Source organism: Fusibacter sp. 3D3 (genome assembly GCF_001748365.1).
GTDB lineage: Bacteria > Bacillota > Clostridia > Peptostreptococcales > Acidaminobacteraceae > Fusibacter_A.
On sequence record NZ_BDHH01000008.1, the window covers coordinates 97,465 to 110,448 of the forward strand.

The window sequence follows — 12,984 nt, forward strand, 5'->3', positions numbered from 1 at the left end:
TTTGCAGCTAGGAGGAAACGATGAGAGCAATATGTGGAACAGAAGATGCCTCTGATGTCACGGTATCCGTTTTGTTAGAAGGCAATGGCATTGTGGTCAATTTAAAATCGAAGAATAAACCTTTGTTCGGACGTCTTATAGAGGCAGCTGTTAAAGAGAGTTGTTTGGAAATGAACGTTGAAAATGCAACCATTGATGTCAACGATTTTGGTGCCTTGGATTTCGTAATCAAGGCGCGCACGAAGACTGCTATTCGTGAAGCACTCAAGCAGGTGAACGCATGAAAAAACATTTGAGAAGAACGATGTTGTTTTGCCCTGCAAACAAACCGAAACATTTATTTACATCCATGATTTATGAACCAGACTGCATTATTTTTGATTTGGAAGATGCAGTTCCCTTCAATGAAAAGGGTGCTGCGCGTGATTTGTTAGTGGAAGCGTTAAAAGTCGTTGATTACGGTAAAGTGGAAATCTTTGCCCGCATTAATGCACTTTATACGGATTTTGGAGCAGATGATGTTAGAGCACTTGTACCTGCTGGACTCAGAAGACTTAGACTGCCTATGTGTGAATCAGCAAGTGATGTAAAAGAATTAGATGCACTTTTAACCGAAGTTGAAAATGAGCACAAGATTGAGGCGGGTTCCGTTAAAATTCAATGTGCGATTGAAACGCCCAAAGGCGTTGTGAACTCGTTAGAAATAGCCCTAGCTTCTAAAAGAGTGACTTCCATTTCATTTGGAGCGGAAGATTTCACAAGAACTTTGGGAACCGATCGCACCAAGGCGGGGAGCGAGTTATTTTTGGCGAGAAGTACAGTGGCGTTAAATGCGAATATTGCTGAGGTGGATGCCATTGATACGGTTTATGCCGATGTCGAGGATGAAGAAGGCTTTATCAAAGAAGTTGAAAGCGCTAAAAATTTGGGGTTCGCAGGTAAGTCTTGCATACATCCAAGTCAAGTTGAACTTGTTCATAAAATCTATACACCAAATCAAAAAGATATCGAAGCCTCTATAAAAATCATAGAAGCTGCCAAGAATGCGGATATTGGAAAAGGTGGCGTTATTGTCGTGGACGGTAAAATGATTGATATACCCGTCATTGCAAAAGCAGAGCGCATTTTAGAGTTGGCAGTAGGTGCAGGTATCCAAATAGGAGGTGCGGGTAATTATGAGTTCAAATAAAAATTTGCCTAAATTTATAGAAGGTTATGGCGCCGTTAAACCCTATGCTGGGCCTTTTGTAACAGCCCCTTTAGCACATAGATATGGTCCAAAATTGAGCTCATCAAAACCAGGTGAATCCAAAATGGTTTCTAATATTAAAGAAGTGCTTGAAAAATCGGGTATTCAAAACGGCATGACCATTTCTTTTCATCATCACTGACGAATGCACATGAACCGCTTATAGATCATATAAAAAGTGGTGTGGTAACGGGGTTACACACGTCAGGCTTACGTGGTAAAATTGGCAGAGCACAAGCCACAGAAAATATACTTGGAAAACCTGTGGTGTTTAGAACACATGGGGGTAGAGCAAGAGCGATAGAAGCTGGAGAAGTCAAAATTGATATTGCTTTTATTGGTGCTTCTGCATGTGATCCTATGGGCAATATGAATGGCGTTGATGGAAAATCTGCATTTGGCTCAATGGGTTATCCTATGGTGGATGCCATGTATGCGGATAAGGTCGTGGTCATTACAGATCATATCTGTCCGTTTCCACTTTCTAAAATTGCCATTCCGATGCAGTACGTTGATTATATTGTTGAAGTGGAGAGCATAGGGGATACAGCGCTTATTGCAACGGGTGCTACGCGTGTGACTAAAAATCCTACAGATTTGTTAATTGCGAAACGAGCAGCGGAAGTCCTCATTGCTTCAGGCTATATCAAAGAAGGCTATTCTTTTCAAGCTGGATCTGGAGGTGCTTCATTAGCGGTTTGCAAGTATTTAAAAGCGTATATGTCTGAAAATAATATAGTGGGCAGTTTTGCAGCTGGTGGGGTTACAGGCTATCTAGTGGAGCTCTTAGAACAAGGCTATTTTAAAGCATTGTTAGACACCCAAACATTTGATGTTGCAGCAGTTGACTCTATTAGAGATAATATTAACCATATTGAAATGTCGGTCTCTATGTATGCTAATCCCCACAATAAGGCGTGTTCAGCACATCAATTAGATGTCATGATTCTTTCTGCCACAGAGATTGATAAGCAGTTCAATATAAATTCTTTAACGGGTTCTACAGGGGTGATTATGGGTGCACTTGGTGGTGCCCCCGATACAGCAGCAGGTGCAAAATTGACAGTTGTTGTTGCGCCAACCATGCGTAAGCGTATCCCTATTGTGGTCGAAGAAGTCACTAATATTGTAACACCAGGAGACACGGTAGATGTTCTTGTGACAGAACGCGGGATCAGTGTTAATCCTAAACGTCAAGACATTCAAGTAATGCTGGATCAAGCGGGGATTAAAACCATATCAATAGACGACCATCTTGAACTCGTCGAGAAGCTTACTGGGAAACCAGAGCAGATCCAATACACGGATGAAATTGTCGGTGTGATCGAATATAGAGATGGCACTGTGATGGATTTAATTTATAAAACGCAAACGCATCAGGCGAGACGAAGTTTCGACTAGAAGATTTACCGGAAACACATTTGGTCACACTTGAGCTATTTGAAAAGACAAAATAGCCACTGATAGCAGAATTGCCAGAGGCTGATATTTTCCTATATGGTCAACCAAATGGTGCTGTGATAAAATATGGAGAAAATACTCTAATGGTCTTCAAATTAAATTGCCAGTGGCACTTTGAGATCAGAAAACTTGAAATCATTGAGCGCATGGAATAAAATTAAAGGAGTGCAAGAATAAAAGATTCTTAGCAAACAAAATAGCATGTATAAATTAATTATTTTTGATTTTGATGGCACGATAATGGACACGAACGACATCATCAAAGAGAGCTTAAATGAAGCCTCAAAAAAGTTCAGGAACTGCGACATCAGCAGCGAGGAATATGAACTGATCTTAGGCAAACCCCTTGGACAGCAGATGCTGGATTTGTCAGAGACACATCATGAAGGTATGACCGAATTTTATAGACAGTATTACAGAGCGAATCAAGAAGCGCGTACGAAGCTGTTTGACGGTGTTCATGATTTGCTTGAAACGCTCAGAAACAAAGGGATTAAATGCGGTATTTTAACGAATAAAGGCCGAAATGGACTTGAAAAAGGCTTGAGACAGTATCATATTGAAGGCTATTTTGAGTATTATCTCAGTGCACAAGATGTCACAAATGCAAAACCAAATCCAGAGGGCATTCACAAAATTTGCGCTTATTATGGCATCCGTGAGGCAGATACTTTAATGGTGGGCGATAGTGGACATGATATTGAAGCCGGTAAAAATGCAGGTGTTGCCACCTGTTTAGTGTCATGGACGGTATTAAACTTATCCAAATTAAAAAGCCTCAATCCAGATTACATTGTCAATCATCCAAGCGCAATTGGCTTCATAAAGAAAACCAGTAACTAAAAAAAATCCTTTTTAAGAATATTTGAAAAATCACTTCCCTTTTCTTCAAAGTCTGATATAATGAATAAAATATCTGATTAATAAAATAAAGTTTTTTCTAAATAAACTTTAAAATAGTAAGAACATAAGGGTTGAAGGAGGGCTTGCGATGAATAATATTAAGAAGGGTGACTTGGTTACTTTATCGATGGATGGTTTAAAATCTTTGGAGAATGATCGCATGTCGATTTATGAACGTGTCAACTTAACGCGCCTTCAGACGAATGGCGGACAGGTGATCAGCTTGTATACGGATTATGCTAAAATAGGGATATTTGACCCAGAAAGATCGGAAATTATCGATCATTGGATTCTTGAACAAAAAAGAATTGCTCAGTTATAGTTGAGCATGTTCGATTAAATTGAATTATGAACAAGCCTTTGTCAGCGGATACCGATCTGAAACAAAGGCTTATTTTTTACAAAAAAACAAATCGAGTTAAAATTTTTTAGAGTTACAAAATTATTTTAATCTTTACAAAAAAATTGCAAAACGAATTCATTCTGATATAATCTTATATAGAACATAATGAAATTTTATTCAATATATATTTAAATAAAGGAGGCAACAATGATTTCAAAAGAAGTACAAGAAAATTTAAAAAAGTCATCGTGGATTAGACGCATGTTCGTAGAAGGTGCTGAACTCAAAGCAATTCATGGCGAAAATAATGTGTATGATTTTAGTATTGGGAACCCCTATTTTGAACCTCCTAAAAAGGTTGTTGCCAAACTGAGAGAAATTGTTAACTCTGATGAACTCGGCACACATAAGTACATGGATAACGCAGGATTCCCTGATGTCAGACAAAAAGTGGCAGAAGATGTCAATAAAGATATTATTGAACCGATTTCGCATGAACATGTGATGATGACCGTAGGCGCAGCAGGTGGCATGAACGTCATCATGAGAACGATATTAGACCCAGGTCAAGAAGTTATCATCATTGCACCGTACTTCGCAGAATATATTTTTTATATCAAAAATCATAATGGTGTTCCAGTGGAAGTGTCTGCTGACCCGAAAACTTTTGAACCAGATCTTAAGGCACTAGAAGCAAAAATCTCGGATAAGACGAGAGCGATTATCATCAATACACCTAATAATCCAACTGGGGTTATTTACTCAGAACAGAGTCTTAAAGACTTAGCAGCAATCGTTGCAAAAAAAGAGGCTGAAATTGGTCATGAGATTTTTGTGATCTCGGATGAACCCTATAAAGCCATTATTTACGATAACGGAAAAGCGCCTAATGTGCACAATATTTTTAAGAATTCTTTAATTGTCAATTCGTATTCAAAATCACTAGGCCTTGCAGGAGAGCGTATCGGCTATATTGCAATGAACAGTAAAATAGAGGATCCCAAAATGCTCATGGGCGGTTTTTCTTTTGCAAACAGAACGCTTGGTTTTGTAAACGCGCCTGCATTATGGCAAAAGGTCATAGCGGATTCACTGGATGATTCAGTGGATATCAAAGAATATGAAAAACGGAGAGATGTACTTTACAATCATCTTGAAAGCATTGGATTTGAAATGGTAAAACCTGATGGTGCATTTTATCTTTTCCCAAAAGCAATGATTGAAGATGATGTGGCATTCGTTATGGAAGCTAAAAAGTACAACTTACTATTAGTCCCAGGAAGTGGTTTTGGATACCCAGGATACTTCAGAATTTCTTACTGCGTGGATATGGATATGATTAAACGTTCGCTTCCAGCCTTTACGAAGCTTGCGGAGTCCTATAAAAAGAAGTAAATAGCCAATAAGACAAATTGAAACACCCTGACATTAGGGTGTTTTTTATGATTAAATCATAAGGTTTGAGCCGAAAGACTTGAAGCGGAATGTTCAGCCGCTGAAAGGTGTCAGCGAAAATCGGTTTGAGAGATAGGCCGTTAGAGTGTCACTTATTTTAATTTCATATTACAAATGATCGAAACCATTGAATCTTTAATTTTAAAAGGATATAATGTAACGCCTTGAGGAGATGTTCCCCACTTCTTAAAGTGGGGGGTCCATATTCGTGATCCAGTGGGAGTCCAAACGCCCACTGGATGCAATCCCATAGGATTGCAAGGGTTACGAAGGTAGCGAATCGGACTGAGTATACGCTTTGATTTCCGAGTTTATAAAGACGAGGCAACTGACAACTTAATAGGCTAAGATCACATGGATTCAAAAGGAGGCGCCATAATGAATGCGAAGGAACATCCCGATTATGAACATGAGCAAGAGAAACTGGCAATGATTCAAAACATGATCTCAAGAGAACATGAAGAATTAATTATTAAGTCTCAAGATTACGGTAGAATATCTAAGGAGGTTATTACAGACCCTGATGTATTCGATCAAATGAGGAAGACCGACCATAACCGGCTGAATGTCTTGAGTACATTGAGGAACAAGCCTTATTTTGGCAGAGTTGATTTTTGCGAACTCGGCAAGAACATGGAATCCTATTTTATCGGTAAAACAAGTATAGAGGATTCTAAAACCAAAGCACTCATTGTGCTGGACTGGCGTGCGCCGCTTGCGGGCATATACTATAGTGGTGAAATCGGCGAAGTGATGTATAGCGCTCCAGATGGCGTTGTAATCGGTGATTTGGCAATAAAAAGACAGTATGAAATCATAGAGGGCAAGTTAATCAATATATTTGATAAAGGGCTCACCCCGATGGATGAATTTTTACAAAAGGCGTTATCGGAGAAAAAGGACAATCGATTAGGCGACATCGTAACGACCATTCAAGATGAACAAAATCAAATTATCAGAGCTTCCAAGGATGGCGTGTTGATCATTCAAGGTGTCGCTGGAAGTGGCAAAACCACAATCGTGCTCCATCGAATTGCCTATCTGATGTATACCTATCAAGATATCTTTCAAGCTGAGAAAATTTTAATGATCGTCCCGAACAAACTGTTTCTAGACTATATTAGTGATGTCTTACCTGATCTTGGCGTTCATGACATCGAGCAAGTGACGTTTGAAATGCTATTTGAAAAAGTATTTGGGAAGACAATAGAGACAACGACTGAATTTGACAAGCTTAAAAACCTCATAAGTCTCGATCGAAAAGATGAAATACGCCAAAAACTTGAATACATTTCAGCGTTTAAAGGCTCTATGAAATTAAAATGCATTATAGATCGGTACGTGGCTCAACTTTTAGAAGATGCTTTACCGAAAGAATCTATTGAACTCTTTGGAAAAACGCTGTACTCTTATGAAGAACTTGAAGCATTATTTTGCAATCAATATGCCTATATGACCTTAGCAAAGCGAAAAGAGAAGTTATACAGATATATCAAAGATACCATCGAGGATCGAATATCAAAACTAGAGCGTAAGATTATGCGGCATTTAGAGGCAAAGATTTTAAAGCTTAGAGAGACGCCTGAATTAGAGGCACAAAAGCGCCAAAAAATGATTTCGGATATCGCCGATCAAAAAATAAAGTACGTTAACACATTAAATGAGAGTATAAAAACGACTCCCAAGGCTTATCTTGCAAAGTGGGAGAATTTAAATATAGAAAAACGCCTTTTGAATTTACTGAGTGAGGCTGCGCTATTAAAGCAGTATGCGCAGGATACACTTTCGGATGAAGAGCTTATGACGGTCATCCAATATACCAAACAAGTTGTTAAAACAAAAATTGAATATGAAGACATCCCGGCCCTGCTCTATTTGAAATTTGCAGTGGAAGGGTCGGACCTTTTAAAAAAATACACGCATATTATTGTAGATGAGGCACAGGACTTTAATCCGCTTCAAATGCATATACTCACCATGACGAGTGCAAACAATTCGTTTACGGTTGTTGGGGATGTTGCACAAGGCATTAATGCCTATAGAGGCATCTCTAACTGGGATGAGTTAAGCGAGCAGGTTTTCAAACCTAGGGCGACGACGTATAAGACCATAAGCATCTGTTATCGGTCCACCAAAGAAATCATAGATTTTGGAAATGCAGTGATCTCTTCGTTGAATGATGAAAATATCGTCCTAGCAAAATCAGCGCTTAGAACGGGGCATAAACCTTGTGTGGTAACGTGTGAAGATGAAGAGACCCTGCTTGCGGATGTCAGTAAATGCATTATGGCACTGAAACATAAAGGCTATAAAACCATTGCAATTATGTGTAAGACAGAGCTGGGCGGTATGGCTGTTTATGAAAAGCTCAGTGCTTTAGTAGCTGAGGATATCCAAATGCTAACAGGGCATGAATCGCATTATAAAGGCGGGATTACAGTCCTTACACCCCAATTATCAAAGGGACTTGAATTCGATTCCGTGATCATACTGGACTCTCATATGGATTCATATGAAGATGATCCGCTTCATATAAAGCTTTTGTATGTGGCCGTCACCAGAGCGCTCCACGAATTGTTTATATATCATGTGAATCAGCCGACAGAACTGATTGCAAGAATAGACGCACAATTATACGAAAAAATATCAATGCCGAAATTTTAATTAAATTCTAATAGAGAGTTGACGTTGTTCTAATATTCATTCGATATGATGGAGTTATGGTAAAGCATAACTTCTTTTTTTGGAAACAATCAGATAGAAAACTCAAGTTTAAGATAAAAGAAATGTAAGAGCAAATTAGGAGGCTCAAATGAATGATAAAAAGATAGTGATCCTTACGGCAACTTTCGGTATGGGACATCACTCCGTGTCAAAGGCTTTAAAGGCAGAAATTGAACGGGTTTATTTTGATTATACAATCGATATTGTTGATATCTTTGATATCATCAAACCTTCATATAAAAAAATAGCACAGGGTATTTATAATTATTTGACAAGAGAATTTGAAACGCTCTATAATTTCTTTTATAATTATAAAAAAGACAACCGCAAAAACATCATAGACGAATTACTCTATGCAAGATATAATCGACGATTCAAAGCGTATATGGACACAGAAAAGCCATCTATTGTCATCAGCACATTTCCGATGACATCCGGCTTTATGTCAAGATATAAAATTAAGCACGATATGAATATTCCGCTGATGACGGTTATTACAGATGTTGTGGACAGTTGGGAATGGGTTCATGAAGAAACCGATCAGTACTTTGTGCCTTCTATAGAAGTAAAAGATTTGTTGAGGCTAAAGGGTGTGGATAAAGATTCGATCTTCGTTACGGGGATTCCAGTGGGCGCAGATTTTAAAGTAGAGAAGAGCTCTACGACGCACACGCAGAAGAAACAAGTGCTTATTATGGCCAGTGCAATGGGCAAAGTTAAATTTGATGAAGCATTCATAAAACAATTAGAAAGTGTTGAAAATACCAAATTTATAATCGTCACTGGAACTGATTATGAACTCGCAACCACCTTGTCTTATAGGGATTACAAAAATATTCAAGTTCTCGGATACGTCTCCAATATCGCAGAACTTATGGAAGCGTCGGACCTAATCTATACCAAACCGGGCGGCGTCACACTCTTTGAGGCGATTAATAAAGAAATTCCATTGCTGATCCAACAGACGACTATTGGTCAAGAACATGCCAACATAGCATTTATTAAAAATCGCGAAATTGGCATTGTATTAGATCGTAAGACGCATTTTGTGGACGAAATTGAAAATATAATCAACGATGAGGTAAAGCTTTTTCAGTTAAAATCCAATATGTATGAACTTAAAAAAGAATTTAAGGATGAAGCGATTCTTAGAGCGGTTAGATAAGAGGTGAAAGCATGACAAAACAACAAAAATGGATCAATTTCACCATCATGCTCATATTGTTTGGTGTTACGGTGTTCATATTGAAAAAGCAGATCAATGTAAATCAAATGATGACAATAGCCCAAACGGTTAAGGTCGGCTACATACTGGGCGCCATTGGCATGATGTTTGGATTCTGGGGATTGGAATCTCTGATGATTGGGTTGCTACTCGATCATGTGGACGATAAAGTAGAGAGAAAGCATATTCCGTGGATTGCAATAAAGACCACTTTAATCGGTCAATATTACAGCAACATCACGCCCTTTGCAAGTGGTGGACAACCTATTCAGCTGCTCTTGTTAAGGAAGCATAAAGTGTCTACAAGCAACGGCACTGCCATTTTAGTAGGCAAATTCCTCGTGTTTCAGATCACCGTTACATTGTACGCACTGTTTCTTTCGCTGTTTAACTTTAGATATATTTTTAATGAAATGAGCTTAATCACAGGCTTTTTAGCATTGGGACTCGTTATCAATACACTAGGACTTTCGCTCATTATCTTTTTGGCTTTTAAACCGAGTTGGATCAAATACTTGGGTAAAAAAATGAATACATTGCTTTCCCATGTTAAGCTCATTAAAAGTCGCGAGAAATCAGAGCGTAAATGGGTTCGGTTTGTGGAAGAATATCAACAAGGCATAGAAAAATTAAAATCAGATCCCAAAAAAACATTGATCCTTTTCGCCTTGAGTATATTACAAGTGACCTTGTTCTTCGGCATCACCTATGTGATCTATAGAGCCCTGAATCTGTCGGGCATTAGCCCCGTGAAAGTGATAACGCTTCAAGCTATATTGTACATGTGTGTTAGTTTTATGCCTATACCGGGTACCGTTGGGGCTTCGGAAGTTGGATTTTCAATGGTACTGGGTTCAGTGTTCACCACACATTTCGTAGGGGTTGCCATGCTCCTTTGGAGACTCATCAGTTACTATTTCGGACTACTCTTCTGCGGTATTTTCACATTGATCATTTCCATCAGAGAACAGAGACGTCATAAAAGAGAAGCAGTGAGTGAATTGACATCATAAATAGAAAATGAGATAATCAAGCCCAACACGCTAAAAGAATCCTATAATGGTTCGAGTGAAGGGAGATTGTTTATGCCACTGACTAAAATCAAAATCCATAAACCCGCTGTATCTATACCAGAAGCACTTCAAAAAAGGCTTGAAGACATACACCATTATCCGCTGATCATTCTGCAAGCGGCTTCTGGTTTTGGCAAGACCACGGTCATCAGTGAATACCTCCATCAGTCTTATGCGCATCAGGTTTATTGGTACACTTGTATGGGAGAGCCATTGCGTAAAGCTTGGAATGGTATTTGCAAAACTTTTGCCCACATTGATCCAAATGCAGCTAAAAAATTGGAGGCTTTGGATTATCCCACACAAGAAAACCTTGTGGATATGGTGGCTATAATGAGAGCTTGTGAAGTCAGCGGTGATACGTGGCTCATCCTTGACAATTTTCAGTGCATACAAGGTGAATTGCCCCAGCGTATTTTGCACGCATTTTCAAGTCATGGTTGTTCAGAACTGCACATTGTGGTCATCACCCAATCCGTTGATTCAATGGAGTTTGTAGGCATCCCCACAGAACAGGCGATTCTCATTCAAAATGAAGCCTTTTTTTTTCAAAAAAAGGACACGGACGCCTATTTTCGTGCGAATGAGATTGCATTGTCTCAGGACGAATTGGATAAGCTCCAGTTGTTATCAGAGGGGTGGGCCGCTGCACTAAACCTCCAGTTAATCCGTTACTTGCAGGAGGGTGATTTTGAAGTGAGCGATAGCATGGACACTTTGATTCGCGCTGTTATATGGAATCATTTGGAACCCGATGCGCAAAAATTTCTCATTGCTGTATCCTTCTTGCAACGTTTTACTGTAAAGCAGGCCTATGTGCTTTTGGAAAAGAATACGCTTCCACTAGGGATTGTTCGGCTGCTTGGCAGTGGTTCTTTTTTGCGTTACGAACGGGAAAATGCGTCCTATACTCTGCACAGTTTGTTGCAAAACTTTTTGAAGCAAGAGCTCAAAGCATTACCAATGGATACAGTACATAAAATTCAAAAGCTGGCGGCAGATGCGTACGCAATGATAGGGGAACGTTACTATGCCTTGTGTGGCTATTTAGAGGCCAATGATTTGGAAGCCTTGCTCGCTTTACCCCTTAAAGCATCCGATTTCTCTTTATATCCAGAGGCTGGAAGTGCAAAAATGCTGGAGCGGGTATTTATAGAATGTGACCACAGCATTCTTCTACGTCATCCTCAAACGTTAAGCATCATTACTTTTGAGCTGTTTCGGTTGGGCCGATATGCAGCGTTTGAAAAAGGCTGTTTAATGATTGGTGCGTTAATCTCTAATCCTGAAAAAAATGGACTTCATGGCGAAGACACTCGGGTACTCATTGGACGGCTTGCATTTTTACAGTCTTTCACCGCTTTTAACGACATTGAAAAAATGAGCATACTTCATCGAAAAGCTTGGGAAGTGTTAGGGGGGCCTTTTTCCAATCGTGAAGACTGGAATGACTCTTGGACATTTGGTCAACCCTCTGTCCTGTACTTATTTTGGAGCGCTAGTGGTGCACTGGATAGAGCACTTGACTGTATGGATGCTTGCTTACCCTACTATGTCCGCCTGACAGAAGGACACGGCACAGGAGCGGACTGTGCCATGAGGGCAGAGGCACACTTGATGCGAGGCAATGATATTGCTGCAGAAGTACTGTGCCACAAGGCCATTTACCTCGCCAACGGTCAAAAACAGGATTGCATCTGCTTTGCCGCGGAAATGACCCTTTTGCGGATTGCGCTCCTCCGTGGAGATTTTGAAAGTTTTGAGAACATTCAGCAAAATATCATGGAACGGACAAAAAACAGTACAGAACATGCGGTAAAAAGAATGGCAGATTTGGCACTGACTTTCGTCTCTGTTTTGGTTAAAGAGTCGGCTGTACCAGAATGGCTTATGAATCTAGATAGAATTACAGGCATTTTATATGAAGTTGCCATGCCTTTCGGTGTGCTGACTTATTTGCGATGGCTATTGTCTCAAGACAACCCTGCAAAGGTATTGGGAATTGCTCAAGGGGTACTTCCAGCCGTGGAGCGGCATCACTTTATTCTGCCTCAAGTCTATTTTCATTTATTGATCGCCATTGCACATCATGAATTGGGTCACGATAAAGAAGCAGAAGCGGCGCTGGACTGTGCGCTTTTTCTTGCTTTGCCAGATGCAATTTATCTGCCTTTCGCCGAATACGAAGAGGTCCTTGCGCCCTTACTTAAGGCTAAGGAGAAGGCTGCGCCCCTGACTGAACTCATGGTTTTGTGCAAACGCCACAGGATGGGTGTGGCTAAAATTCGAAAATCCGCCATGTATGGTCATCTTACACCACGGGAGCGAGAGGTCGCACATCTTGCCGCTGCAGGGTTAACCAACAAGGATATCGCTTCTCGATTGCTTGTTTCGCAGGAAACCGTCAAGTCGACCCTAAAGTGTATTTTTCAGAAGTTGGGGATACGTTCCCGTGTTCAGCTTCAGGCTTTAAAAAAATGAGATAAAATCTAAAATGCAATACCCCAAAAGGGATTATATTTACATCTAAAAGGCGTCGTACTCAGAGAGT

The 12,984-nt window shown here is 39.8% G+C and carries 11 protein-coding genes; all 11 read left to right on the forward strand.

Annotated elements, in window-relative coordinates:
- Positions 1 to 20 precede the first annotated feature (20 nt).
- The 11 genes from citD (at position 21) to F3D3_RS10940 (ending at position 12,914) form a co-directional block, all read left to right on the forward strand.
- On the forward strand, positions 21 to 284 hold the full coding sequence (citD, locus tag F3D3_RS10895; RefSeq protein WP_069873851.1) for a citrate lyase acyl carrier protein: 264 nt from the start codon (positions 21 to 23) through the stop codon (positions 282 to 284).
- Complete coding sequence (locus tag F3D3_RS10900) at positions 281 to 1,189, forward strand: CoA ester lyase (protein WP_069873853.1); 909 nt, start codon at positions 281 to 283, stop codon at positions 1,187 to 1,189. The genes citD and F3D3_RS10900 overlap by 4 nt, the downstream gene beginning before the upstream one ends.
- Positions 1,176 to 1,391: a hypothetical protein gene (locus F3D3_RS25035; protein WP_306455948.1), complete on the forward strand. Its 216-nt coding sequence runs from the start codon at positions 1,176 to 1,178 to the stop codon at positions 1,389 to 1,391. Before F3D3_RS10900 ends, F3D3_RS25035 begins: the two co-directional genes overlap by 14 nt.
- Before the next feature lie 41 nt (positions 1,392 to 1,432).
- The gene (gene citF, locus F3D3_RS10905) at positions 1,433 to 2,650 is read left to right on the forward strand and encodes a citrate lyase subunit alpha (protein WP_306455949.1); all 1,218 of its coding nucleotides are present in this window, start codon (positions 1,433 to 1,435) and stop codon (positions 2,648 to 2,650) included.
- A 261-nt stretch (positions 2,651 to 2,911) separates the two neighbouring features.
- Positions 2,912 to 3,553 carry an HAD family hydrolase gene (locus F3D3_RS10910; RefSeq protein WP_069873855.1) on the forward strand — a complete coding sequence of 214 codons (642 nt, stop codon included), beginning with the start codon at positions 2,912 to 2,914 and terminating at the stop codon, positions 3,551 to 3,553.
- 148 nt (positions 3,554 to 3,701) lie between these two features.
- Positions 3,702 to 3,935: a hypothetical protein gene (locus tag F3D3_RS10915; protein ID WP_069873857.1), complete on the forward strand. Its 234-nt coding sequence runs from the start codon at positions 3,702 to 3,704 to the stop codon at positions 3,933 to 3,935.
- A 228-nt stretch (positions 3,936 to 4,163) separates the two neighbouring features.
- Positions 4,164 to 5,351: a pyridoxal phosphate-dependent aminotransferase gene (locus tag F3D3_RS10920; protein ID WP_069873858.1), complete on the forward strand. Its 1,188-nt coding sequence runs from the start codon at positions 4,164 to 4,166 to the stop codon at positions 5,349 to 5,351.
- Positions 5,352 to 5,789: 438 nt separating this feature from the next.
- On the forward strand, positions 5,790 to 8,075 hold the full coding sequence (helD, locus tag F3D3_RS10925; RefSeq protein WP_069873860.1) for an RNA polymerase recycling motor HelD: 2,286 nt from the start codon (positions 5,790 to 5,792) through the stop codon (positions 8,073 to 8,075).
- Between the two features lie 148 nt (positions 8,076 to 8,223).
- Positions 8,224 to 9,300: a glycosyltransferase gene (locus F3D3_RS10930; protein WP_069873862.1), complete on the forward strand. Its 1,077-nt coding sequence runs from the start codon at positions 8,224 to 8,226 to the stop codon at positions 9,298 to 9,300.
- Between the two features lie 11 nt (positions 9,301 to 9,311).
- Positions 9,312 to 10,373, forward strand: coding sequence for a lysylphosphatidylglycerol synthase transmembrane domain-containing protein (locus F3D3_RS10935; RefSeq protein ID WP_069873864.1), 1,062 nt, complete (start codon positions 9,312 to 9,314; stop codon positions 10,371 to 10,373).
- A gap of 72 nt (positions 10,374 to 10,445) precedes the next feature.
- Complete coding sequence (locus F3D3_RS10940; RefSeq protein WP_069873866.1) at positions 10,446 to 12,914, forward strand: LuxR C-terminal-related transcriptional regulator; 2,469 nt, start codon at positions 10,446 to 10,448, stop codon at positions 12,912 to 12,914.
- The last annotated feature ends 70 nt before the right edge of the window (positions 12,915 to 12,984 follow it).